Origin of the sequence: Eubacterium sp. MSJ-33 (genome assembly GCF_022174665.1) — a bacterium.
GTDB lineage: Bacteria > Bacillota > Clostridia > Lachnospirales > Lachnospiraceae > Coprococcus_C.
Genome location: NZ_CP076562.1, coordinates 2,644,458 through 2,671,166, shown reverse-complemented (window position 1 = coordinate 2,671,166; position 26,709 = coordinate 2,644,458). Strand labels below are relative to the sequence as shown.

22 protein-coding genes are annotated in these 26,709 nt (G+C 43.2%); 9 read left to right on the top strand and 13 right to left on the bottom strand.

Features of this window, described 5'->3' with window-relative positions:
- Positions 1–333: 333 nt before the first annotated feature.
- From KP625_RS12435 to KP625_RS12420, 4 genes are all read right to left on the bottom strand, one after another.
- Positions 334–813: an HD domain-containing protein gene (locus KP625_RS12435; RefSeq protein ID WP_238298172.1), complete on the bottom strand. Its 480-nt coding sequence runs from the start codon at positions 811–813 to the stop codon at positions 334–336.
- Positions 797–2,128: a bifunctional folylpolyglutamate synthase/dihydrofolate synthase gene (locus tag KP625_RS12430; protein WP_238298170.1), complete on the bottom strand. Its 1,332-nt coding sequence runs from the start codon at positions 2,126–2,128 to the stop codon at positions 797–799. The genes KP625_RS12435 and KP625_RS12430 overlap by 17 nt, the downstream gene beginning before the upstream one ends.
- Positions 2,129–3,205 carry a polysaccharide deacetylase family protein gene (locus tag KP625_RS12425; protein ID WP_238298168.1) on the bottom strand — a complete coding sequence of 359 codons (1,077 nt, stop codon included), beginning with the start codon at positions 3,203–3,205 and terminating at the stop codon, positions 2,129–2,131.
- A 150-nt stretch (positions 3,206–3,355) separates the two neighbouring features.
- Entirely contained in the window at positions 3,356–4,144 is a 789-nt protein-coding gene (locus tag KP625_RS12420; RefSeq protein WP_238298166.1) for a hypothetical protein, read from the bottom strand.
- Positions 4,145–4,245: 101 nt separating this feature from the next.
- Between KP625_RS12420 and KP625_RS12415 the strand changes: the two genes are divergently transcribed.
- Positions 4,246–5,148, top strand: coding sequence for a hypothetical protein (locus KP625_RS12415; RefSeq protein ID WP_238298164.1), 903 nt, complete (start codon positions 4,246–4,248; stop codon positions 5,146–5,148).
- Between the two features lie 94 nt (positions 5,149–5,242).
- The gene (locus KP625_RS12410) at positions 5,243–5,575 is read left to right on the top strand and encodes a hypothetical protein (protein ID WP_238298162.1); all 333 of its coding nucleotides are present in this window, start codon (positions 5,243–5,245) and stop codon (positions 5,573–5,575) included.
- 61 nt (positions 5,576–5,636) lie between these two features.
- On the opposite strand, the gene KP625_RS12405 is transcribed toward KP625_RS12410, so the two are convergent.
- Positions 5,637–6,002 carry a hypothetical protein gene (locus tag KP625_RS12405; protein ID WP_238298160.1) on the bottom strand — a complete coding sequence of 122 codons (366 nt, stop codon included), beginning with the start codon at positions 6,000–6,002 and terminating at the stop codon, positions 5,637–5,639.
- A gap of 191 nt (positions 6,003–6,193) precedes the next feature.
- On the opposite strand from KP625_RS12405, the gene clpX reads away from it, so the two are divergent.
- The 4 genes from clpX to proC are packed head-to-tail and all read left to right on the top strand — an operon-like array spanning position 6,194 to position 9,461.
- Entirely contained in the window at positions 6,194–7,567 is a 1,374-nt protein-coding gene (clpX, locus tag KP625_RS12400; protein ID WP_238298159.1) for an ATP-dependent Clp protease ATP-binding subunit ClpX, read from the top strand.
- A 24-nt stretch (positions 7,568–7,591) separates the two neighbouring features.
- Entirely contained in the window at positions 7,592–7,930 is a 339-nt protein-coding gene (locus tag KP625_RS12395) for a P-II family nitrogen regulator (RefSeq protein WP_238298157.1), read from the top strand.
- Entirely contained in the window at positions 7,927–8,634 is a 708-nt protein-coding gene (locus KP625_RS12390) for a glycerophosphodiester phosphodiesterase (protein WP_238298156.1), read from the top strand. Before KP625_RS12395 ends, KP625_RS12390 begins: the two co-directional genes overlap by 4 nt.
- A gap of 29 nt (positions 8,635–8,663) precedes the next feature.
- The gene (proC, locus tag KP625_RS12385; protein WP_238298154.1) at positions 8,664–9,461 is read left to right on the top strand and encodes a pyrroline-5-carboxylate reductase; all 798 of its coding nucleotides are present in this window, start codon (positions 8,664–8,666) and stop codon (positions 9,459–9,461) included.
- Between the two features lie 89 nt (positions 9,462–9,550).
- Here the strand turns inward: proC and KP625_RS12380 are convergent, their stop codons facing one another.
- Positions 9,551–9,970: a DUF6465 family protein gene (locus KP625_RS12380; protein WP_238298152.1), complete on the bottom strand. Its 420-nt coding sequence runs from the start codon at positions 9,968–9,970 to the stop codon at positions 9,551–9,553.
- 269 nt (positions 9,971–10,239) lie between these two features.
- Between KP625_RS12380 and KP625_RS12375 the strand changes: the two genes are divergently transcribed.
- Positions 10,240–11,262, top strand: a complete 1,023-nt coding sequence (locus KP625_RS12375; RefSeq protein WP_238298150.1) for an acyltransferase family protein — start codon at positions 10,240–10,242, stop codon at positions 11,260–11,262.
- Positions 11,263–11,354: 92 nt separating this feature from the next.
- Here KP625_RS12375 and KP625_RS12370 read toward each other — a convergent pair whose 3' ends face one another.
- The 4 genes from KP625_RS12370 to KP625_RS12355 form a co-directional block, all read right to left on the bottom strand.
- Positions 11,355–13,118 carry an ammonium transporter gene (locus KP625_RS12370; protein ID WP_238298149.1) on the bottom strand — a complete coding sequence of 588 codons (1,764 nt, stop codon included), beginning with the start codon at positions 13,116–13,118 and terminating at the stop codon, positions 11,355–11,357.
- A gap of 381 nt (positions 13,119–13,499) precedes the next feature.
- The gene (locus tag KP625_RS12365) at positions 13,500–14,132 is read right to left on the bottom strand and encodes a type II secretion system protein (protein ID WP_238298147.1); all 633 of its coding nucleotides are present in this window, start codon (positions 14,130–14,132) and stop codon (positions 13,500–13,502) included.
- A 158-nt stretch (positions 14,133–14,290) separates the two neighbouring features.
- Positions 14,291–15,313 (bottom strand): UDP-glucose 4-epimerase GalE, encoded by a 1,023-nt coding sequence (gene galE / locus KP625_RS12360; protein WP_177982198.1) that lies wholly within the window; start codon positions 15,311–15,313, stop codon positions 14,291–14,293.
- A 411-nt stretch (positions 15,314–15,724) separates the two neighbouring features.
- Complete coding sequence (locus KP625_RS12355; RefSeq protein WP_238298145.1) at positions 15,725–15,940, bottom strand: hypothetical protein; 216 nt, start codon at positions 15,938–15,940, stop codon at positions 15,725–15,727.
- 207 nt (positions 15,941–16,147) lie between these two features.
- Here KP625_RS12355 and KP625_RS12350 point away from each other — a divergent pair, with 207 nt between their 5' ends.
- Complete coding sequence (locus tag KP625_RS12350) at positions 16,148–17,377, top strand: 6-phosphofructokinase (protein WP_238298143.1); 1,230 nt, start codon at positions 16,148–16,150, stop codon at positions 17,375–17,377.
- 298 nt (positions 17,378–17,675) lie between these two features.
- On the opposite strand, the gene KP625_RS12345 is transcribed toward KP625_RS12350, so the two are convergent.
- The 3 genes from KP625_RS12345 to KP625_RS12335 form a co-directional block, all read right to left on the bottom strand.
- Positions 17,676–19,238, bottom strand: a complete 1,563-nt coding sequence (locus tag KP625_RS12345) for a glutamate synthase subunit beta (RefSeq protein ID WP_238298141.1) — start codon at positions 19,236–19,238, stop codon at positions 17,676–17,678.
- A gap of 20 nt (positions 19,239–19,258) precedes the next feature.
- A complete protein-coding gene (gene gltB, locus KP625_RS12340) occupies positions 19,259–23,815 on the bottom strand; it encodes a glutamate synthase large subunit (protein WP_238298139.1) in 4,557 nt (1,518 codons plus the stop codon).
- A 269-nt stretch (positions 23,816–24,084) separates the two neighbouring features.
- Complete coding sequence (locus tag KP625_RS12335) at positions 24,085–25,188, bottom strand: LCP family protein (protein WP_238298137.1); 1,104 nt, start codon at positions 25,186–25,188, stop codon at positions 24,085–24,087.
- 210 nt (positions 25,189–25,398) lie between these two features.
- Between KP625_RS12335 and KP625_RS12330 the strand changes: the two genes are divergently transcribed.
- Positions 25,399–26,625, top strand: a complete 1,227-nt coding sequence (locus KP625_RS12330; protein WP_238298135.1) for a UTP--glucose-1-phosphate uridylyltransferase — start codon at positions 25,399–25,401, stop codon at positions 26,623–26,625.
- Positions 26,626–26,709: the final 84 nt, after the last annotated feature.

Below are 26,709 nucleotides of genomic sequence, written 5' to 3'. Positions count from 1 at the left end.
TTGACTTGGGTGTATTATGTTCCTGTACCATTACTTTGTCAACACAGTTCCGGGATTTCCTAATTTATTTAAAGTTTTTGACAATTGAGTTATAATTTTTAGAAAAAAAGAAAGATTTTCTTATTATTTTTACGCTTGTACAAAGGTTTATCTAGTGATATTGTTTATTTGCTTTTGTTTCCTTCGTATAAATCGATTTATAGTTGTTTTTACAAAGTTTAATTTCTTTCTGATTTTTGTCACTTTCTTTACCGGTCCTATTTGGACGGCACTCATCTGACCACACAAAAAACAGCCGGAAATTTTCCGGCTGCATTCCTGCCCCTATATAATTTAATATCGAATCGTGTGATTCTTTTTTTCCTCTGACCAGTAACACTGCGCTTGTACCGGACAGGCAAAGCAATTTCTCGACTGTTTATCCGCATCGTACAACAGTGTTGCAAGCGACCTTGTCTGATTACTCGGTGCCTTATGCCGGCTGATTGCTTCACAGATTTCCGTACATTCTGCTTCCGTATATCCACACATCAAAAGAATGGAACGTGCCAGTTCTGCCCCCGCCTCGTGATGAGATTTTCCGGTTGCATATTCCTCACACCTTCCAATATCATGCAACAATGCCATCGCATAGATGACGTCCTGTGGGAACATAAGTTTCTGTTCCAAATTCTTTATATATCCGATTCTAGCCACATCCAAGCTATGCTCGATTCCATGCAGACAGAACATGCGCGTGCGTTCTTGTTCCGCAATACTTTGCATATACTTCTGAAATTCCGGATGTGCGAGAATTCTATCTACTCGCTCCATGTCTTTCATCTCCGCCTTCTAATTGCAGATACTCTGCCAGAAAAGATAAGGAACCACTCACAAGAACGACATCTGTTTCGCCCGCTTGTTCTCTCGCCTTTTGAAGGGCTTCTGCACCTGTATCCGCAAGTTGTACAGGCACACCTTTTGCCTGTAATAACTGTGCCAGAATCTCCTTTTGCAATCCGCGTGGTGTATCCGGCGTAATCACAACAGCTGCTGCCATTGTTGGTGCCAGAATCTCAACCATCTTCTCGTATTCTTTATCTTTCAGTACTCCTATTATATAGATTACCCTGCGGTTTGTAAAATATTTTTCCACCGATGTACGCAAATATTCCCAGGCTGCTACGTTATGTGCCCCATCCACATAGATATACGGATGTTCAGCCACCTTCGTCATACGTCCAAGCCATGTCGTCTGCGCAATACCTGCATGAATCGCTGTTTCTTCTATATATAGTGTACGAAGCGTGGTAATCGCCGTCTGCGCGTTCGCAATCTGATGCTCCCCTAATAGAGGAATATGATATGATCGTCTCCATTCCGGAATGTCCACTTCCATACCATTACCCCCGGATTCTGTTTCGCAATCGATCAGTTCTGTACCATTCAGATCCATCCGCATAACTTTCCAGTCCGAAGGATTCACTTCTATATAAGAAGCGTATTGTGCTTCACACACCTCACGCAGCACCTTTGATACCTCCGGCACCTGCGGAGCGGAAATCACAGTCGTATAAGGCTTAATAATTCCGGCTTTCTCTGTCGCAATCTTCGTCAGAGTACTTCCTAAAAACTGCATATGATCCATACTGATCTGTGCAAATACGCAAACTTCCGGTTTTGCGAGCACATTTGTTGCATCTTCTCTTCCACCCATACCACATTCGAGCAATACATAGTCCACATGATTTCTCGCAAAATACAGAAACGCAACCGCCGTTTCGATCTCAAATGCAGTCGGGCTGGCAAACCCTTCCTTTTCCATCGTCTCAATCACTGCCGCAGCCTCTGTGAGCAAAGCAGCAAATTCCGTCTCTGACATATAGCGTCTGTCAATCTGATACCGTTCCAGATACGTAAGGATCGTCGGGGATATATATCTTCCCACATGATATCCCGCCACAAGCAGGCTTTCCTGTACAAACGCAAAAATAGAGCCCTTTCCGTTCGTCCCGGCGATATGCAGTGTTCTGCATGCATCCTGTGGATTGCCGAGTCTCCGTAAGAGCTCCTTTACCTGTGTCAGGCCGGGCACAATCCCCAGCCTGTTTTTTTCTTCCATATAATTCCGCGCTTCTAAATAATTCAATTATTTGTCTCCCTTATATTCTACATGCTGCACCGGCTTTGTAGAATCATCGATTGGACAAATCTCATATCCCTCATCCTTCAAAGTCTGGATCAATGCCGGAAGGGCTTCGATCGTTGCATGATTATTCTGCAGGTCATGCATCAGGATTACAGAATCACCCGCATTTGCATGTACATACCCAAGTATATTATCATTTAACTCGCTTGGTGTCAAAGATGCATCGACTGCATCACCGGACAGGGAATTCCAGTCAAAATAAACAATTCCCTCTTCATTCAGGTAAGCAATCAAATCCTGAATATCAACTTTACTAACCTGATTGGAGCTTCCACCCGGGAATCGGTACAGGTGCGTATCCACACCAGTCTGTTCCTGTATGTAATCATGAATTTTCGTCACATCTTCTTCAAAACTTTCCTGGCTTGCATACACCTGATCATACACATGACTGTAAGAATGCATTCCGATTGAATGTCCTTCGTCCACAATCCGTTTGTAGTATTGCTGTGCCTCCTTATTATCGTTATAGACAACAAAGAAGGTTGCCTTCACATTGTTTTCCTTCAGCACATCCAAAAGTTCACCCGTATAGGTACTCGGGCCATCATCAAACGTCAGATATACCTTCTGCCCATTGTAATATGTCTGCTCAGGCACATCATTCATTGCCTCTGTTGTTGCTTCCGCATCTTCCTTTACAGTATTCTTTCCATCACCATTGTCCGTCAGAGCCACATGCACACCTTCCGATCCTTTTCCAAGATCTCCATATGCCATCTGCTCACTTGTCAGCGTCTCCGTTGATTCATCAATCAATCCAATATTTGTGCTGACCAGATTTTTCCCTTCCTCTACCTTGTCAACCAGATTCTCAATCCGGTGGTCCAGCCGGTTCATCTTCACCATCATAAACAGGCATAGCGTAATCGGAATCGCACATACAACCAGAAATGTCACCATCAACATTCGTTTAAAACTTCGTACTTTTCGCTTATGTGTGTTCTCTTCTTCGATTTCTTGTGCTTCGGAAATTTCTTTTTCATATTCAGTTAAAGTTTTTTTCTTGTCTTCCATAAAATTTTCCTTTACTTTCTCTATATATTGTGGTACATTACCTATGTAATACAAATTACCATTTGTAGCCTTGGGACATTCCCGAAAAAAAGGTTGCAATTTTTATATTATAAAATTCTATGAGTTATGTCAAGTAAATTTTATTTTTTCTTAATCTTTTGTAACACTTTTGTAATATAATTCTCTCCACTTACGGCCTTCCTCCTGCATCCCCTGTGTCAGCTTTGTCAACTCATCATACTGCTGTTTATAGCGTTGCTCCATATTTTTGACCGTAGATTTCAATCTTGACTCATAATCTTCCTGCATTTTCCGAATTGCCTCATTATAACTCTTATCATTCTCTTTACATCGTTTTTCAAGTTCTTGCATTGTCTGTTCTTTACATAATATATATTCTGACAGACTTATGTCACCTAATCTGGAAACATCCACAGCATAGATCCGTGGTTTTGCTTCCGTTGCCAATTTATATAGAAGATAACTGACTTCCCCATGCTGCAATATCTCATATCGTTCAATCCGCCCTGTGCCATGTACCAATCTCTGAACCTTCCTCTCTCCCAGTGGATTTATCGCATACAAACTATCTGTACCGTTTTCTGCTTCTGCCATACGATACCAGACATAAAGCTGTGTGCGGTCTCCGGCAAGTGGTGCAATTTTCACATCTGAAAGACTTCCCCACGTTTCCCCTTTTACAAGCATCAACCGTCCCTCCGTAAAAAGCTTATCCCACATTAATACATTTTCCGTATTGACGTATGCAACATAGATTTCTTCTTCCCATAACCGGCTCACTCCGCAGGAATGATAATCACGACACAGACTTCCCCATTGTATTGCTCTGCCCGCCCCAATCACCTGTGCCAATATCTGATTTCCTTCCTCATAAAGTAAAATCCGCTTATCCCCTTTCCTTCTATAAACCGCTTCCACAACAGCCTCCCAGTCCTTTCTTTTACAAATATATTGTTGCAACCGAACAAAAATGCATAATTTGAATATATTATTGTAAGCATATTTGAAAGGAAACGAACATGTCTAAATGCTGTGGCTGTAACAAAAAGGTCTTAAGCAATGCAGTTGCAAACAATATCGATTCCTGCACATGCAGCCTGACAGATATCTGTACTGACGTATGTGTAACACCACAATGCGGCGATCCAAAGCTGCTCACGGTATTGGTTCCTGTTATCTACGATGAAATCGGGATCAATGTATGCCGGACAATTCCACTTGCCACCCTGCTTGCAGATTATCCAACAACGGCATATATCCGAGCAGAGGTTACAAACATTACCTTTGCAACAGGAGCGGCACCTTCTGTAACAATCAAGCCGATTGCCGGACGTCCAAACTGCTACGAGCTGACACTCACAAATCTGACTGTAGATTTTGTTATCTATATCTACGATTGCTGCAAACGATTGCTTGCAACACTTCCTGTCACCGGCGTTGTCTATCTTCCTTCTTCAACAACCGATCCGGAATACGATGAAGATACCAACCCATCCACTGTAACAATACAGTTGTTCGCACCATACGGTGTCACTTATACTGATACGACTTTAGCAACACCAAACCTGAATTTTATTGGCTTCCTCTCCACTAACGGAACGGTCTCACAGGGACTTAATCTCATGGCGATGTCTAAAGTATTAAACTTCGATATTGCAAATGCGGAAATGACGGTAGGGCTTACCTTGATCGTGAAATCTATCTATTACAACCAATACCGGATTCCTCACAATGGAAAGGCAATCGTATCCAAAGGCACACTGGCAAGTCCGGAGGATTCTGTCTGCATGAATTTTGTAAGTGGAAGTCTCTTAGACCGAAACATCAAACCATTGGAGCTTTGCAACCCGCTTGACCAGAAGCGAAACTGCGAAAGCTGTACCAATCCCGACAACTGCACCGGTCTGACACCATCGGATTGATTTATAAAAATTACCGGAAATTGGTAAAATAATCTCCTTATTTAGGTTCATACTATTTTTATAGAATGAAAACTAGATAAGGAGTGTTTTTATTATGAAAAAATTTAAGACAACTGCTGCCATTGCGGCAACCGCTATGATGCTTTCCATCTGTATGTGTGGATGTGGTACGGACGAGACAAGTAAGGACCCTGCAACAACTTCCGAACAAACGCAGATGACCACAGAAAACAACAATGCCACAAATTCAAACGGCGTCGGGAACGGTGTCAAAGACGCCGCAGACGGTGTCGGTGAAGGTGTCAAAGACGCTGCAGAAGGTGTTGGCGAAGGTATCAAGGATGCCGCAGATGGCGTCGGCAATGGCGTTAAAGATGCTGTAGATGGCGTTGAAGATGCCGTGGACGGTAATCAGAGCAAACAATAAAAAAAGGGTTCCGCCTGTGGTGCAGATTCTACGCCACAAACGGAACCTTTTTATCTCTTACTTATTTTTTATCTGCAGGTGAGCCATGAAATGACGGCTCGATTTTATTCATCATAGCGTCATATTGTACGTACATCTTCTGCACACTATTCTCTAATAAATAGTAATGCATCACATATGGAATCAGTAAAACCAGAAGTGCTATCACAAGTGCTACGATAATCAGCGAACCACTAAAATTCAAATACAAAATTGAAATTACGGTTGCCAGCGCAAACAGTGCCATCACAATCAGGTGCACCTGCCGCTCATGTGCGAAAAAAGCAATCTGAACAAGATGTTTTTCCTTCTCCCTTTCCCAGTCCACATCCTCTTTTTCTAACAGCGCATCAATATACGTCAAATATTCTGTAATTCTCTTTTTCATCTTCCATTCCTCCTGTATAAGACTCTTTCATTTTCTGATTTATCAAATTTTCTTACATGTTTTTATCTATGTATAACAGATATTACTTTTCATTCATTATATCTCCGTCTGCATAAATATTCCATAGTCATATGTACATTTCCGTGCTATAATAAGGATGCATTTTTATGCGTATACATAAGGAGGAAATTATGCCAGACAACAACGGAAATAATCAAAATAACAACGATGATGACGAATACGAAAAGTATTGTTATCTCTGTCGCAGACCGGAATCTGAAGCCGGTCCATTTATCCGGATGCCGGGAAATATGTATATCTGCAACGACTGTATGCAGAAAAGCTTCGACTCCTTCAACAACGGAGCGATGCAGTTCTTAGACCTTTCCAAGATGCCGAATATCAACATGTCCCAGTTCATGCCATTTGATGACATTCCGACTTCCCAGAAGGTAAAAAAGAAGAAAAAAAAGAAGGAAGAAAAAGAACAAGAACCTCTCACGATGGCAGATGTTCCAGCCCCACATAAGATTAAGGCGATGCTTGACGAATATGTCGTTGGACAGGAATATGCCAAGCGAGCGATGTCCGTTGCCGTATACAACCATTACAAGCGTGTGATTACAGACACAATGGATGACATTGAAATCGAGAAATCCAACATGCTTATGCTTGGTCCAACCGGATGTGGTAAGACATATCTGGTTCAGACTATCGCCAAAATTTTACAGGTTCCGCTTGCGATTACAGATGCAACCACCCTGACAGAAGCCGGTTATATCGGTGACGACGTAGAGAGCATTCTCTCCAAGCTTCTTGCAGTAGCAGATAACGATGTTGAAAAAGCAGAACGCGGAATCGTCTTTATCGATGAGATCGATAAAATTGCGAAGAAGAAAGAAACCCGCAGCCGAGATGTCAGCGGTGAATCTGTACAACAGGGGCTTTTGAAGATCTTAGAAGGCGCCGAAGTAGAAGTACCTGTTGGTTCAGGCAGCAAGAACGCAATGACGCCAATGACAACGATGAATACACGGAATATCTTATTTATCTGCGGCGGTGCATTCCCGGATATCGAGGATATCATCAAGCAACGTCTGAATAAGCAATCTTCTATGGGGTTTGCAGCAGATTTGAAAGATAAATATGATAAAAACGATAACTTAATTAAAGAAGTAACAACCGAAGATTTGCGCGAATTCGGCATGATTCCGGAGTTTCTTGGTCGTCTCCCGGTACTTTTCACTTTGGATGCATTGGATAAAGATATGTATATCAAGATCTTAAAAGAGCCAAAGAACGCAATTTTAAAACAATATAAAAAGCTGTTGGCCTTAGACGAAGTGGATCTGGAATTTGATGACAGCGCCTATGAGGCAATTGCCGAAAAGGCTATGGAGAAAAAAACAGGGGCACGTGCACTCCGTGCTATCATCGAGAAATTCATGATGGATATTATGTACGAAATTCCGCGTGACGATAATATCGGACGTGTGACCATCACCGGTGATTATATCAACGGCAAAGGTGCCCCGATTATTGAACTGCGCGGTACAAATATTTAAACGATTGAATCAGGAGGTGTCAATATGAAAAAAGTGGAAGTGATCATCCGGCCTGAAAAACTGGATGACATGAAAGAGATTTTAGACGAATGCAGCACAACCGGAGCCATGGTCAGCAATATCATGGGCTATGGCAATCAAAAAGGATACAAATCCCAGCATCACAACGGAGATTATTTTGTAAATCTTCTTCCGAAGCTAAAAGTTGAAACAGTTGTATCGGATGATGTATGCGAGAAGCTGATTGCCATGATTACAGAACGCATTCCTACCGGAAGTTATGGTGATGGCAAGATTTTCGTATATAATATAGAAGACGCTGTACGTATACGTACAGGCGAGCGCGGAGATGATGCTCTATGATTTCTTCGATTATTGCACACCGAGGTGCTTCGGCACTTGCCACGCACGAAAATACACTGGAAGCTTTCCAGATTGCAATTGATCTTCAGGCAGATTTTGCAGAATTTGATATTCGCAAAACCAAGGATCACCAATTGATTGTATTTCACAACCCGGCCTTAAACGGTGTGGATATCCGAACCCTTACATATGAAGAGATCTGCAGCGCAACCGGTCAAGAAGGCTACCGAGTACCTCTTTTATTAGAAGTACTAAAACTGTGCCGTGGGAAAATCAAGTTGGATATCGAGCTGAAAGAAACCGGTTATGAACATGAAATCATCGATATGGTAGAACGATTTTATGATTATTCTGATTATATGATGAAATCATTTATTGACCGTTCTGTGCTACGGATCAAGAAACTCGATCCAAATATAAAAGCCGGGCTTCTCATTGGCACACCCAGAAACAATATTGTTCACCGGCTAAATGAATATTTCCCTATGCATCGGCTGCATGTATGCAAAGCGGATTTTATCTCCCCGCATTACCAATTTGTGACACGCGATTTTATCCTGCGTATGCACCTGCACCATAAGGAAGTCTATGCATGGACAGTGAATGATATTGCGAAAATGAGCAAACTGATTCGAAAAGGTGTGGATGGAATCATTACCGATCGACCCGATTTCGGCTTACAGGCACGGATGGCATTTGAGTAAAATAAACAAAACAGAAAGGACGAACAAACATGAAATACAAAGTTGGATTTATTGGTTGTGGAAATATGGCTAGCGCAATTATTGGCGGACTAAAATCACACGCCGGTATTGCTGCTTCTGAAATTATTGCAGCAGACGCTTCCGAAGCAGCTCGCACAAAAGCTGCTGAAGTACTTGGCATACACACAACTTCATCGAATACAGAAGTTTCTACACAGGCAGATGTTTTATTCTTATCCGTAAAACCGCAATATTACGAGACGGTTATCGCTGAGATTCAACCGACACTCCCATCCGGACAGATTATCGTTACGATTGCTCCCGGCAAGACTCTGGCCTGGCTTGGAGAGCGTTTGGGGGCTGTGAAAGTTGTCCGTACAATGCCGAATACACCCGCGCTTGTCGGAGAAGGGATTACAGGTGTCTGTAAAAACGAGCTTGTCACAGATGAGGAATTTGCATATGTACTAAAACTACTCAGCAGCTTTGGTTTAGCAGAAGCAGTTCCGGAATCACTGATGGATGCAGTTGTCTCTGTCAGCGGAAGTTCTCCTGCATATGTATTCTTATTCATTGAAGCCATGGCAGACGCTGCAGTTGCTGATGGCATGCCACGTACACAGGCATATCGATTTGCTGCACAGGCAGTACTTGGCAGCGCAAAAATGGTCTTAGAAACCGGTAAGCATCCAGCAGAATTGAAAGATATGGTCTGTTCTCCTGCCGGAACAACAATTGAAGCCGTTCGTGTTCTGGAAGAGAAAGGATTCCGTGGAGCAGTCATGGATGCCATGAAAGCTTGCACCGCAAAGGCAAAAGGAATCTGATATTTCGTAACGGGAATATCACATAAAAAGAAGCACCCGATGAAAATTCGCCGAGTGCTTCTTTTTATGAAAGGTTTTGAGAATACAAATTATAAGGAGAAAGAACCTTCTGTTCCATCTGCTGTGTAGTATACCATATTTGTCTCTGGCTGATAGTATACATTCAACTCCTTGATTGCTTTCTTTCCGCAAGCTTCTGCTGCCTTAGCTGCAATGTCATCTGTAGCAATCTGACCACCCTGATACTCAACAAAAAGCTTTACTGCCTTAGGAGCTGCTGCCTTTGCAGGAGTTGCTTTCTTTGCTGGTGCAGCCTTCTTTGCAGGTGCTGCTGCTTTCTTTGCAGGTGCTGCCTTCTTTACTTCTTCCTTAGCCGGAGCTGCTGCCTTTGCAGGTGCTGCCTTCTTTGCAGGTGCTGCTTTCTTTACTTCTTCCTTAGCCGGGGCTGCTGCCTTAGCTGCTTCTACCTTTGCCATAGTTGCATCAACTGTTGCTTTCTTAACTGCCATGATCCATTCCTCCGTAATTAATATGTATATTTTTCAGCGTTACCATGTTGTCTTTAATTTCTTTTGTTGACATGATATTACGCTACTTTCCTTTATTTTGCAAGGCTTTTTGGCATTTTCTTAAGTATTTACCAATGGATTTGCACTTTATAGAAAAAAAGAGGACATTTTGCACAATGAATTTCTATTGACTTTTTATCCTTACAAGACTACTATAAACGACGGTTTTTATATTATTTATTTTATTATACGGAAAAGGAGTTCTTTCTATGTCTGTGCAAAAAAGGAACATCTGGCTGGACAATGTAAAAGGATTTTTGATTATTTGTGTTGTTACCGGTCATTTTTTAGAAAGCGGAATTGACTATCATTCCAACATGTGCAAATCTTTATTTTTGTTCATCTATAGCTTTCACATGCCATTATTTGTGTTTGCAAGCGGACTGATGTGTGAACATGCCATCAGAACAAAGGAATGTTTCTGCAAAAAACTTGCGAATTTTGCAGGTCTGTATGTTCTGTTGAAATTACTGATTTTCCCATTTCAACGGCTGACCAATCCGGATCTGACATTTTCACTCGTGAAAACCGATGGCGTTCCCTGGTATCTTTTCGCGATGTGCGTATTCTATTCATGTGCCTTTCTGCTTCAAAACATTGATAAACGCAAGATTTTGGTTTTCGCCGTTGCAGTTGCTCTAATAGCCGGCTATGACAACGGAATTGGTGATGTATTTGCTTTTTCACGCTGCCTCGTGTTCTTTCCGTGGTTCGTTCTCGGGTGGATGTGTGACGTAGATAAATTAGAATTCCAGCTTCACCGTCCTGCTATGCGGATTCTTGCACCAGCGATTGTGCTTGTATTTTTTATTGTGTGCCGTATAAACATTGACAGTTTCTATATCTTCCGCCGTTTCTTCACCGGCCGAAGCTCATATGAAACTTTACTGGATGATGCAGGGGAAATCGGAATTTTGTTCCGGCTGTCCGCTTATATGATTACATTTATCATTGGTGTTTGTATTTTAAGCAGTATCCCTCAGAGAAAGATCCTGCATTTAGATGTTCTCGGAAAAGAATCGATGTCGATTTACTTTTTCCATCGTCCGGTTCTCTTCTATCTGGAATATGCAGAGACGTATCCATTTTTATATTCACGTTTTCACGAATGGGCAAATATTTTATGGCTTATCATCGCGGTGATACTCGTAATCATACTGGCACAGCCCCTGTTCGAGAAACCATTCAAGATCTATAATGCTTGGATTAAACGAAGGATCCACGCTTCCTGAATCCTCTCTCTTAACATCTCTGTTCATGCACGAGCAAAAGACGGTCTGCACATAACATGCAGACCGCCTTTCTTTATATGTAAGGAAATGATTTAGTTTTCTCCCTGCAAAGCGTCGTAACCTTCTTCACCGGTACGAACCTTGATTACATTCTCAACACCATAGACAAAGATCTTGCCATCGCCGATGCTTCCTGTATAAAGCGCCTTCTTTGCTGCCTTTACAACTGTAGCAACCGGAACCTTGCTGACAACGACTTCCACCTTTACCTTCGGAAGCAATGTCATATCCAGCTTAACACCACGATAGTACTTTGTCTGTCCCTTCTGTGCACCACATCCAAGTACCTGAGTGACTGTGATACCGGTTACTCCTGCATCGTTCAAAGCATTCTTCAGATCCTCAAACTTATTCTGCTTACATATGATAGAAATCTTTGTAAGCTTGACATCCGAAGCAACGCCTGTGCCGCCACTCATAACCTGTACCGGAACAGCCTCATCCTCAGGGACTGCATTCTCCGGAATCGCAGGAGTTGATACCGTTGTTGTACCATCGCTGCTGATGTGATCGCCATATGTCATGAATCCGGCGTAAGCTGTCTCCAAGCCATGCTCGGTTGCATCGAGACCTGTGATTTCCTCCTCTGCGGATACACGCAGGCCGAAGATCTTCTTGATTAAAAGGAATGTGATTGTGATTGTAACAGCTGTCCATGCGGCTGTTGCAAGCATACCTGTCAACTGAATGCCAAGGAGCTTGAATCCGCCACCATAGAAGAGGCCAAGTAATTTTTCACCATTTGCATCTGCAAGAGAATAGGTAGGTGTACTGTCAGTAGCAAAAAGTCCAACTGCGATAGTACCCCAGATACCATTCATCATGTGAACGGCTACTGCACCAACCGGATCATCCACACGGAGCTTGTTATCAAGCAGCCATACACCAAATACTACGAGTACACCGGATACCGCACCGATTACAATAGCGCCGGTCGCATCTGCGACATCACACGGTGCTGTGATTGCTACCAGACCTGCCAGAGATGCATTCAGACACATAGATACATCCGGCTTACCATAACGGATCCATGTAAAGATCATACATACGACTGTTGCAACGGAAGGAGCAATCGTTGTTGTTGTGAAGATCGCACCAAGCTGTGGAACGGATGTTGCGGCTGCACCGTTGAAGCCGTACCAGCCAAGCCACAGGATAAATACACCAAGTGCGCCAAGCGCCAAGTTATGTCCAGGGAACGCACCAACCTTGATGCTTCCGTCCTTCTGCTTCTTAAACTTACCAATACGTGGTCCAAGAATGGCTGCACCAATCAGAGCACAGATACCACCAACCATGTGGATACAGTTTGAACCGGCAAAATCGTGGAATCCCATCTTAGACAACCAGCCGCCGCCCCATGTCCAGTGTGCTTCAATCGGATAGATGACCGCAGAAATGACTGCGGAATATACACAATAAGATAAGAACTTTGTTCTCTCTGCCATCGCTCCAGATACGATTGTTGCGGTCGTAGCACAGAACACTAAGTTAAATACGAAGTTTGACCAATCAAAATTTGCATAGTTTGTGAAGATGTCAAACCCTGGCTTACCAACGATACCTGCCACATCCTCACCTAAGAACAAACCGAAACCGATCAGAATAAACATCACGGTACCGATACAGAAGTCCATCAGGTTCTTCATGATGATGTTTCCGGTATTTTTTGCTCTGGTAAATCCAGCCTCCACCATCGCGAAACCTGCCTGCATCCAGAACACCAATGCTGCTCCGATTAGGAACCAGACGCCGTAGACTTCACTTGAAATTGCATTCATAATTTCTTCTGTCATAATCATTTCCTCCTCATCTCGTCAAATTCTTTTGTTAAGTCTGCTAGCTTCTTTCACTCAACATGGTGTTATTATACTTAAGAAAATTAATTTGTCAAACAGGTTTCGCAAGTGAAATCTCTATTTTTTTGAATATTATCAATCGTTTTTTATATTTTACTTGTTTATGTCAGGCGTATATACGTATTTTGCTTAATTATTTTATGTGAAATCCAGAAAATCGCACATGTTTTTAAGTTGTGATAGAAAAAGAGAAGCAAAAACGTATTTTCACTTCTCTTTTTCTATCACATATTCATTTTTACTTGTTTTTATCAAGTTTTTGTCTTTGTTTCCGAAATAGTTTTCGCGTAACTGTTGCCATGTATATAATACATTGCATTATTTTATTCCAAGTTTTTCCTTCAGACCTTTATTCCAATTATCATTCAAATTATTTTCATATGCAGGTTTTATAAACGAAAACTGCATTTTTATCTTCTGACCATTTACCTCAAATATGTTATTATCTCCCCCATCTGACTTCCATGGATATTCATTTGTCCATCCGGTTCCATCAAAAAATATAATATCACTCTCTTTGGTTGGCCAATATGCAACAAAGTAAACCGTATATGCATAATGTTCCTGTGGAGTATTATGATACTCTTCAAAGCTTCCCGTACCAATCAACAACATATACGGGTCGTCATCCGCAGCCGTCAAAATATGCTGGCGGATTGGCGAATCCTTTTTAAATATCATATCTACTACTTTGTTCTTTTCTCTATTTGTTTCTGTATTTAAGTTTTTTATATAGCTCTGTAAAGGTGTTCCCTTCGCATAGAGACTTACTAACTCTGTCTGTGCAGCTGTAAGACAATTTTTCGCCCTCAATATATCCTGCTGTTTCTTCGCTTTATCGATATAACCAAGCAGCGCCGGTACCAGAATCGCCGCAAGGATTGCCAATATCACAATCACCACGATTAACTCTACTAATGTAAATCCTTTATTTTTCATACTTTTTCTCATGCAATCCCCCCTGTTATAGAAGATGTTTCTATCTGTGATATCGGTATTTTATCATATTTATTTACTTATTTACAGAATAAAGTTGTGATATGTCAAAAAAAGAATCGGGCAGACTGACTCCTGCCCGATTCTTTTTATCATTATTTTTTTAAGTGTTTTTACTCCGGTGTATTGTAGCCGTCCGGATTCATCGACTGCCACTTCCACGAATCTGCGCACATCTCGTCAATATCATACTGTGCCTCCCATCCAAGCTCTTTCTTCGCAAGGCTTGCATCGGAATAACAGGTTGCAATATCGCCTGCACGGCGAGGCTTAATCTCATATGGAAGCTCCTTACCACAAGCCTTACTGAACGCATGAATCACATCAAGAACGCTGTATCCCTTTCCGGTTCCAAGGTTGTATACCTTCACACCCGGATTCTCCTTGATCTTATTGATTGCTGCCACATGGCCCTTCGCAAGGTCCACAACATGGATATAATCACGGACACCTGTGCCATCCGGTGTGTCGTAATCATCGCCAAATACACCTACACATGGAAGCTTGCCGATTGCCACCTGTGCCACATACGGAAGCAGATTGTTCGGAATACCCTTTGGATCCTCGCCGATCAGACCGCTCTTATGTGCACCGATTGGGTTGAAGTAACGAAGCAGAATCACATTCCACTCCGGATCTGCAAACTGAATATCTGTCAGAATCTGCTCTAACATATGCTTTGTCCAGCCATATGGGTTTGTACAGACACCCTTCGGACATTCCTCTGTAATCGGAATAAACGCAGGGTTTCCATACACGGTTGCAGAAGAAGAGAAGATAATATTCTTACATCCGTTTTCCCGCATAACCTTGCACAGATTCAAGGTTCCCGCAATATTGTTCTCATAATATTCCAGAGGCTTGCGTACAGACTCACCAACAGCCTTGAGTCCCGCGAAATGAATCACTGTATCCGGCTGTTCCTTCGCAAATATCTCTGTCATCTTCTCATAATCTCGGATATCTGCCTCATAGAATACCGGTGTCTTACCTGTAATCTGTCCTATCCGGTCAACCGCCTTCTCACTTGCATTGTAGAGGTTATCCACGATTACAACATCATAGCCTGCCTCGAGCAGCTCCACACATGTATGGCTTCCGATATAACCTGCACCACCTGTAACTAAAATCTTCATAACCTGTGTACCACCTTTCTTCTTTATATATGTAATGTTTCTATATATCTTTCTGTTTTTATTCTTTGAAATACAGTTGCCTCACAAACACTCCGGCATTCATATGCTCCCCTCATTCTATCATATCTGCCTCTCGCAGGCAAACATTCTTCCTTTTGTTTCTATGTTTTCTCCCGTTTCGCCCATGTGATTATACATATAAAGCTGCGAATCCATTTTTGAGGGGGGGGGGAGGGGATGGACTCGCAGCTTTCACATAAAAAGAGGGGAGAGGGGATTTATCTAACTATGAATCTCTTTGAGATTTGTAGTTTTCTCTTTTGTTGTTATTATAATACATGACTTTTTACAAGAATAAAATTAAAAATTTTTTGATGTTTCTTAGAGATTTTTAGATGTTTTTAAAATATTTTATAGATCATGGAGATTCGAATGATAAAGCGACGCATGTTTCATTGCCAGATACACCGCCCTGATCACGCTTTCCTGATTCAAATATTTCTCATTCACAATAATCTTTTCCTGCTCCAGGCAATAGAACGCCTTAATCTTGCTATCCGGCAAGTCGCGGAGTTCTAACCCTATCGGATAATAAAGCTGAAATGCATCTCCTCGCGTACAATTCACGTATGTGGTCCTCCTCATAATCGATAATATTCCATTTCTTCCATTCGCTGTTTGCAGGCTGTACGCCCACTTTTCTGTTTGCTATCCTGCCTCGAATATGTTACTATCATTTTGTATAGGATTTTATTATGCTCATATAGAAAAATGTAAATGAAAGCATTTTTGATTGCGAATTCAGATTAATGAAAAACAAGGAGATTACGAATTATGAACTGTATCGTTGCACAGTCCGGCGGACCGACAGCCGCTATCAATGCATCTCTCGCAGGCGTTGTAGCCGCTGCCAGAGACTTCGGAATATATGATAAAATCTATGGTGCGATCCACGGAATTCAGGGTGTGTTGAAGAAACATTTTCTGGATCTGTCCGATAAGGATGACGCGTTCATCCACAGACTTGCCCGCACGCCAGCTATGTACCTTGGGTCCTGCCGGTTCAAGCTGCCGGATATGAGCGAGGACGTTTCGATGTACGAGGAAATCTTCTCGATCTTCAAGGAGATGAATATCGGGGCATTCTTCTATATCGGTGGAAATGATTCAATGGACACCGTCGCTAAGCTGTCCGCTTACGCCGCTTCCATCGGCAATGACATCCGTATCATCGGCGTGCCGAAGACCATCGACAACGATCTGATCATAACGGATCACACACCTGGTTTTGGTTCTGCTGCCAAATACATCGCAAGCTCCATCCGCGAGATTGCCTACGACACCTATATCTACGACTTGGAGAGTGTCAATATCATCGAGATTATGGGACGGGATGCCGGCTGGCTGACTGCAGCTTCCGTACTTGCAAGAAATGAATTCAGCCTTGCGCCACATCTGATCTACCTGCCGGAGGTTGCCTTCGACAAGGAACAGTTCATCACAGACTTAAAGGAAATGGTGAAGAAATATAAGAATGTTATCGTCGCTGTCTCTGAGGGTATCCGCGACAAGGATGGCAATTACATCTCCGCTACCGATGCTGCCGCTGACAAGTTCGGACATGCGCAGTTGAGCGGTGCCGGAAAGACGCTGGAATACCTCGTGAAGGAAAAGCTCGGCATCAAGGTTCGTTCGGTCGAGGTCAACGTCTTACAGCGTTGCGCCGGACACATGGCAAGCATGACAGACTTAACGGAATCGTTCCTCTCCGGCAAACACGCGGTTGTCCTTGCCAAGAACGGAGAAAGCGCACAGATGGTAAGTCTGCATCGTCTGTCCGATGCACCATATACATACGAGCTTTCCAATACACCGGTCAGCGAAGTTGCCAATCAGGCGAAGGAAGTGCCTGTCTCCTGGATTACGCCTGACCACCACGACGTGACCGAAGAAATGATTGCGTATCTGAAACCGCTCGTCGCCGGGGAAGTTCCAACAGACTACGCGGATGGCATCGCGGACTACTTGGATGTTTCGCATCTGACGAAGGTTGGTTGTAAGTAAAACCCGAAGTTCAATACATTAAAATGGAATTCGCTCAGATATACTGTATTGCAGTTAAGAATTACTAGGCACTCCTAATCTATATAATGACAATATGCGCAACCGTTGCCAATTCGCCATCCATGGCTCAGTGGCAACTTGCTTGAACATCGTGTTCAAGCATTGCTACTATATAGAAGGAGTCCCAAGTAATTCTAAAACTGCAAACATATTATATCTGAGTGAATTCCATTTTTTTCTGCATTGTCCTCCGGGTTTTATCTACAATAAGGTCGCTTCGAAAGATGCAAACATGCCTCTAGAAATCATTTGAGTAGCCATTGAGGAATGTGTCAACCTCTTTCGCTGCGTCACGGCCTTCGCGGATCGCCCATACGACAAGCGACTGTCCACGGTGCATATCTCCGCACGTGTACACCTTGTCTACGTTTGTCTTGTGCGCACCTGGAGCTGTCTCCACATTCGTACGTGCATTCAGCTTCACACCAAACGCATCCGCTACATATTTCTGAGTACCGAGGAATCCGGCTGCAATCAGAATCAGATCACACTCAATCGTGTACTCGCTGTCCGGAATCTCCTTCATATTCATACGGCCTGTCTCCGGGTCTTTCTCCCATGCAAGCTTCACACATTTTGCCGCACAGACCTGACCATCCTTGTTCTTCACGATTTCTTTCACTGTTGTCTCGTAGATACGTGGATCGTGTCCGAACTTTGCGATTGCCTCCTGCTGACCGTAATCGGTCTTCAGGACTTTCGGCCACTCCGGCCATGGATTATTTGCCGCACGTGTCTCCGGAAGCTTTGGCATCATCTCAAGCTGTGTCACAGCAGCCGCGCCCTGACGGATGGATGTTCCGACACAGTCGTTTCCGGTATCACCACCACCGATGACAAGTACCTTCTTACCCTTAGCACTGACATATTTACCATCTGCAAAATTCGAGTTGAGCAGGCTTCTCGTTGTTGTCTTTAGGAAATCCACTGCAAAATAAATACCTTTCGCGTCACGCCCGGTTACCTTGATATCACGGGGATTCGATGCGCCACACGCAAGGACAACTGCATCGTATTCCTCTAACAGCTTCTCCGCCTTTATGTTCTTCACTTTGGCATCAGTCAGATACACCGCCATCTCATCGCCCTTTGCAACTGCCGGGTTCTGGTTATTCTTTCCATTTGCGATTTCTGTTCCGGTCACGAACTCAATGCCTGTCTTCTTCAAACACTCGATCTTGCGGTCAATAATCTGCTTTTCAAGCTTCATATTCGGAATGCCATACATCAGAAGTCCACCGAGACGGTCACTACGCTCGAATACCGTTACCTGATGTCCTCTGCGGTTTAACTGATCAGCGGCTGCAAGTCCGGATGGACCGGAACCAACGATGGCAACGCGTTTCCCGCTTCGTACCTTCGGCGGCTCGCAGTTCACATAGCCCTTCTCGTAAGCATTTTCGATGATGCTGCGCTCATTTTCCTTCGTGCAGACCGGATCTCCGTTGATATTACAGGTACATGCTGCCTCACAGAGTGCCGGGCAGACACGGCTTGTAAATTCCGGGAAGTTATTCGTCTTGGAGAGGCGCTTATACGCCATCTCCATATTTCCTGTATATACGTTATCATTCCACTCCGGTACGAGGTTATTCAGCGGACAGCCGGATGCCATACCTGCAATCATCTTGCCATACTGGCAGAACGGCACACCACAGTCCATACACCGTGCCGCCTGTTTGCGCTGTTCTTCCATCGAAAGCGGCTCGTGAAACTCGTTGAAATTCTTTATACGCTCAAGAGGCGGTACTTCCTTGCTGGTCTGTCTTTCATACTCCATAAATCCTGTACTTTTTCCCATAAGTCATACGCTCCTCTCTCTTAGTGATTCTTGATCGCATAAAATGCTTCGATCAACGCCTGCTCGCTGGAAAGTCCCTTGACCTCCATCTGACCGATTGTCGACATCATCTTCTTGTAATCATGTGGGATAATCTTCTTAAATTTTGGCAGGTACTCCTCGAAATGCTCAAGTACTTCCTTGCCGCGCTTGGAATTCGTACACTGAACATGCTCCACGATCATGTCCTTCAATTCCATAACATCGTATTTATCAACGACAGACTCTACTTCAACCATCTGCTTGTTGAGCTTCATGTAAAGATCGCTGTCCATATCAAGTACATATGCGATACCGCCGCTCATACCAGCTGCGAAGTTCTTACCGGTTGGTCCAAGGATAACCACGCGACCACCTGTCATGTACTCGCAGCCATGCTCGCCGACACCCTCGACAACTGCCGTTGCACCGGAGTTACGAACGGCAAAACGCTCACCGGCAACACCGTTGATGAATGCCTTGCCGGAAGTTGCACCATAGAGTGCTACATTGCCGACGATGATATTTTCGGATGCATCATAACGAATGCCATCCTGTGGGTAGACGATAATCTTACCACCGGAAAGCCCCTTACCGATATAATCGTTGCTGTCGCCAACCAGTTCCAGCGTGAGTCCCTTCGGGATAAATGCACCGAAGCTCTGTCCCCCGCTACCGTGGCATTTGACAACAAATGTATCCTCATCCAGAGTCGTTCCATATTTCTTCGTAATCTCAGAACCGAAGATCGTACCGAGTGAACGATTGATATTCGATACATCAATCTCAATGGTCTTCTTCTGCTTCTTCTCGAGTGCCACTCCAAGTTTCTTCATAAGAACCGTCTCATCGACAGTCTTCTCAAGTTCGAAGTTATAAGGATTCTTATTCGCATAACTGATCTTATTCTGTGCATCATTCGCAAACGGATTGTCTATGATACGGGACAAATCAACATTGTATTCCTCTGCCAGCTTGCCGGCCTTGATCAGGTCTGTTCTTCCTACCAGCTCATCCACCGTACGCACGCCAAGCTTTGCCATATATTCACGAAGCTCCTGTGCTGCAAACCGCATGAAATTCATGACATATTCCGGCTTACCCTTGAACCGCTTACGAAGCTCCGGGTTCTGTGTAGCCACGCCGACCGGACATGTATCCAGATTACATACACGCATCATGACACAGCCCATTGTTACAAGCGGTGCTGTTGCAAATCCGAACTCCTCAGCGCCAAGGATTGCCGCGATTGCAATATCACGACCAGTCATCAGCTTACCATCGGTCTCAAGAATTACCTTGTTACGAAGATCATTCATGATCAAAGTCTGATGTGTCTCGGCCAGACCAAGTTCCCAAGGAAGTCCTGCATGATGGATGGAGTTTGCAGGAGCAGCTCCCGTACCACCATCATAACCGGAGATCAGGATAACCTGTGCGCCTGCTTTTGCAACACCTGCCGCAATCGTGCCGACCCCTGCTTCCGATACAAGCTTTACTGAGATACGCGCATCCGTATTTGCATTTTTACAATCATAGATCAACTGCGCCAGATCCTCAATCGAATAGATATCATGATGTGGCGGTGGCGAGATCAGGCCTACGCCCGGTGTTGAATGTCTGGTCTTGGCAATCCAAGGATACACCTTTCCACCCGGCAGATGTCCACCCTCACCAGGTTTTGCGCCTTGTGCCATCTTAATCTGAATCTCTTTCGCGCTTGTCAGATATTCGGAAGTAACACCGAAACGTCCGGAGGCAACCTGCTTGATGGCCGAACAGCGGTTTACACCATCCTTGCTTCCACGCATACGCTCTAAGCTCTCGCCACCTTCACCGGAGTTTGACTTACCACCAAGGCGGTTCATAGCGATTGCCATACACTCATGCGCTTCCTGTGAGATAGATCCATAAGACATTGCGCCTGTCTTAAATCTTTTTACAATAGAATCAACCGGTTCTACCTGATCAACCGGGATTCCACCATTTTCCGGATAATTAAACTCCATCAGTCCTCTTAAATGGAACGCTTTTTCTTCATCATCTATCGCTGCAGAATACTCCTTGAACAGATCATAGTTGTCCGTCCATGTTGCCTGCTGTAAAAGATGAATCGTATTCGGATTGTACAGATGTTCTTCTTTTCCGCTCCGCATCTTGTGACTTCCGATACTCTCCAGACTTAGGTTCGTATACAATCCAAGTGGATCAAATGCGGAGTTATGCAGCTCCTCCACATGTCGCTGGATATCTTTGATTCCGATACCACCGACACGACTTACCGTGTTTGTGAAATATTTCTTTACAAACTCCTCGGACAGTCCGACCGCCTCGAAAATCTGTGATCCCTGATATGACTGCACCGTAGAAATACCCATCTTGGATGCAATCTTAACGATACCATGCAGGACCGCACTGTTGTAATCATTGACTGCTGCATAGAAATCCTTGTTCAGGAAATGCGTATCAACCATATCTTTGATCGTATCGATTGCCAGATATGGGTTGATTGCACAAGCACCATAGCCAAGCAATGTTGCAAAATGGTGTACCTCGCGAGGCTCTGCACTCTCGATAACCAACGCAACGGAAGTACGCTTCTTTGTCCGGACCAGATGCTGCTGCATTGCAGATACAGCAAGCAGAGACGGAATTGCTACGTGGTTCTCATCGACACCACGATCCGATAAGATCAGGATATTCGCACCATCTCGGAAGAATTTATCTGCCTCAACAAAGATTCGGTCAATTGCCTTCTCTAAGGATGTATTCTTATAATAAGTAATCGGCACAACGGCGGCCTTCAAATTCTCTGTATTCAGGTTCTTGATCTTCAACATATCCGTATTCGTCAGAATTGGATTGTTGATGCGAAGTACTCGACAGTTCTCCGGCTTTTCTTCGAGAATATTACCATCACGTCCAAGGTACACGGTCGTTGAGGTGACGATTTCCTCACGGATTGCATCGATTGGAGGGTTCGTTACCTGTGCAAACAACTGATGGAAATAATTAAACAATGGCAATTTCTGATGAGAGAGCACTGCCAATGGTGTATCATCGCCCATTGCAGCAATTGCCTCAGCTCCATTTTGCGCCATCGGAAGAATCGCTGTCTTAAATTCCTCATAGGTGTAACCAAACGCTTTCTGCAGACGGCTTCGCTCCTCGTTGGAAAGCTCTGGCACACGCTCATTTGGGATTGGGATATCCGTCAGATATGTCAGGTTACTGTCAAGCCATTCACCATATGGCTGTGCATTTGCATACTGGTTTTTCAGCTCGTCATCGGAAATCAGCTTTCCTGCCTTCGTATCAACAAGAAGCATCTTACCCGGACGTAAACGATCCTTCATCACAACATGCTCCGGTGCGATATCTAAGACACCGACCTCAGATGAAAGAATCAGATAATCATCATCGGTAATATAATAACGGGAAGGACGGAGTCCGTTACGGTCAAGAACCGCGCCCATGTAATCACCATCCGTAAAAAGCATAGATGCCGGTCCATCCCAAGGCTCCATCATCGTTGCATAATACTGATAGAAATCACGTTTTGCCTTCGGCATATATTTATTGGAATCCCATGGCTCCGGAATCAGAATCATAACTGCCAGCGGAAGTGGCATACCGTTCATAACAAAAAACTCTAACGCATTGTCAAGTCTTGCAGAATCAGAACCATCCGGATCAAGCACCGGTGTAATCTTATGAAACTCTCCCTTGAAATACTCGGAATCCATCGTCTCTTCTCGGGCGATCATTCGGTCTTCGTTACCACGGATTGTGTTGATCTCACCATTGTGAACTAAGAAACGATATGGATGTGCCCGCAGCCAGCTTGGTGTTGTGTTCGTTGAGAATCTGGAATGCACCAAACCGATGGCTGACTCATAATCCTCATCCTGCAGATCCTGATAGAATAACCGAAGTTCTCCTACCAGAAACATTCCTTTGTATACGATCGTACGACTTGAAAGAGATGGCACATATGTGTCTTCGTTTGACTGCTCAAATACACGTCTTACAACGAACAGTTTTCGGTCAAAATCAAGTCCTCGTTCCACATTCTTTGGGCGTTTTACAAATGCCTGCATAATATATGGCATAACAGCGACAGCTTTATGTCCGAGGATACCCGGATTCGTCGGAACCTTTCTCCAACACAGGAACTCCAAACCTTCCTTCTCCACGATAATCTCGAACATCTTCATCGCCTGTTTACGCTGAAGTTCATTCTGTGGAAAGAAGAACATACCAATACTATAATCACGTTCCTCTCCAATCTCTACACCAAGCTCCTTTGCTGCCTTCTTAAAAAACTTATGCGAAATCTGCAAGAGAATACCGACGCCATCGCCAGTCTTTCCTTCCGCATCCTTTCCTGCACGATGTTCCAGATTTTCCACGATTCGAAGAGCATCGCTCACAGTTTTATGCGTTTTAATTCCCTTAATGTTTACTACCGCACCAATACCGCAGTTATCATGTTCAAAGCTACTATCATACATGCCTTGCTCTGCGATATGTGCTCTCTCATTTCTTATCTGCGTCATGCTTATCTTTCCTTTCTCGTTCTTTTCTTTCGCTAACGAAAATCAAGCAATTCTTAATTTTTACTTTGTTTTCGTAACTCACGTGCCTATAATACAACACTTTCTTCGTATTGTAAACCATTTTTTATATTTTTATGGAAAATAACAAGCAAAGACAGATTTTGACGCACTATTTATATCTTTTTGGACCATAAAAAAAACGCATTCTTTACAGCAGTCTGTAAAAAATGCGTTTCTTCTATATATAATATATTCTAAATATGGGAATTTTATTCTGATGGCGGATTGAAAATATTCATATCAATCTCCTGCGCCCCAACGCCTGTCTCACTCTGCAAAGCAGAACTAATACTCTGTACATTCGATGACGGCTCATAATCGGTCGTTCCAAACAGGAACTCATGCAGCGCAGATACATTCGTTGTCAAATCTGCCGGAACAAGCACTGCTCCCTTTGCTTCTGTTGTAACCGGCGTATACGCCATCGGGAATCCTATCGTATCTCCGAGGTTATAATCAAACATGTCCTTTGCCAGACTCATCAGTTCTTTCTTTGTTAAACTTGTATAAATGTTCGGGAACACATCGTCAATGATATCATTAACCGTTGACAGATTGGAGCTTTTTGCCTTCTGAATCATCTTTGCAATCACAGTTCTCTGTCTCTCTGTTCGGGTGATATCTCCCTGATCCGTGCTACGAATACGTGCCCATGCAGTTGCCTGAGTACCGTTTAGCAGCTGTGACCCGGAAGAGAATACACCATCCGAATATTTGCCCGATATGCTAATTTGTTCTCCGATACATGCATTCAACATCTCAAGCTCTGCATCCCGTACATCAATAGTAATCCCTCCCAGATCATCAATTGCCTGTGCCAATGCTGAGAAGTTGACCGTTACAAAATCTGTTACCTCCAGATCCAGATTTGCATTCAATGCTCGTACTGCCATCTCCGGTCCGCCATATGCATAGGCATGTGTGATTTTCGTTGTAATTCCGCCTTCATAATCAACTTGAAGCAGAGAATCACGATATACAGAAGCAAGCTTTACTTCCTTTGTATCATTGTTGATACTTGCAATGATAATAGAATCGCTTCGATTTCCTTCTGCCATTGAACTAGTGCTTCTGGAATCAATACCAAATAATGCAATCGTACGGAAGCCTTTCTGGGCTTCATTCGCATCCTCATTTATATCCAGATTTTCTTTACTATCATCCCAATTTTCCGGACGGTTGATGTTGTCTAATTTTCGATTTGCATAGAAGAAAATATAGCCAACTACCATAAAAAACATAACAACAATCTCGATCAAAAATGCAATTCCCCATTTGGCATTTGCACTCATCCCTGCCTTTTTTCTGCTCATATTTTTTTATCCTTCCATTTTATTTTACTTCAAAAATCAAAACTATTACTTACTATACATGATTCTCCATGAAATTACAATATTCTTTTTTTCTTTTATAAAAAATTCAAAAAGTTTTCATATTTCGTTTCTTTTAGATTCTTGTAAACAATATCTGCCTATGCTATACTGAATATAATTTTAACTATTATATATGGAAGGTTTTATTTTATGAATTTTGAGGAACGAAAGAATCTGCTTGCGGGGAAAGATCAGTTACAGCTCCTTCGCTTTTATAACGACTTAAATGACGATGAAAAACTGATTTTAACATCACAGATTGACGCAATTGACTGGGGATTTGAGCAGGCATTCAGCAATAAAGATGCAACATCCAGTACGTGCAAAATTGAAGAGATTGATGCACTTCATCTGCATCAGATTCTTCCAGAGTCAGAAAAGTATCGTGCAACCGGATTGCAGGCAATCCGAGACGGTAAATTATGTCTGCTTCTTCTTGCCGGCGGCCAAGGGACCCGGTTGGGATTCGATAAACCAAAGGGATGTTTCAACGTTGGACTCACAAAAGAATTATATATTTTCCAATTGTTGATTGAGCACACATTAGAAGTTGTACATGCTGCCGATGCATGGATTCCACTTTATATCATGACTAGTGATATCAATTATCAGGATACAGTAAACTTTTTTGAAGCTCATAACTATTTTGGATATAACCCTTCGTTTATCCACTTCTTTATACAGGAGTTAAATCCTGCTACTGATTTTAACGGACACATCTTGTTAAAATCCAGATATGAACTGGCTTTATCTCCAAACGGAAACGGCGGCTGGTTCTCTTCTATGCACAAGGCAGGTTTACTTGAAGGTATCTTTAACTCAAATCTGGAATGGATCAATGTATTTGCTGTTGACAATGTATTACAGCGCATCGCAGATCCGGTCTTCCTTGGGGCAACCATTCAAAGTGGTAAGATGAGTGGTGCAAAGGTTGTAAAAAAAGCATATCCGGAAGAAAAAGTCGGAGTTATGTGCAAAGAAAATGGTAAACCACACATTATCGAATACTATGAAATGACAGACGAGATGCTGAATAAGAGGCTCCCGGATGGCAATCTGGCATATGGATTTGGAGCTATCCTGAACTATCTGTTCCCTATTCAGCGTTTGAAAGAAACGCTCGATCAATCCATGCCTTTGCATGTAGTGAAAAAGAAGGTTCCTTTTATAGATGAAAAGGGAAATTCAGTCATGCCAGACAAACCAAACGCATATAAATTTGAAACACTGGCTCTGGATTTAATCCATGAAATGGACGATTGCCTAATCTTCGAAGTCGATCGTGAAAAGGAATTTGCGCCAATCAAGAATAAAGAAGGCATTGATTCTGTCGACACCGCAAGAGAACTTCTGAAGAAAAACGGATATGTGCTATAATTTTTTCTTTCTATAATTACAGACATAGAAAACACAAGAGAGTCCTTATTATTGATATGGACTCTCTTATATTATTATAAACAT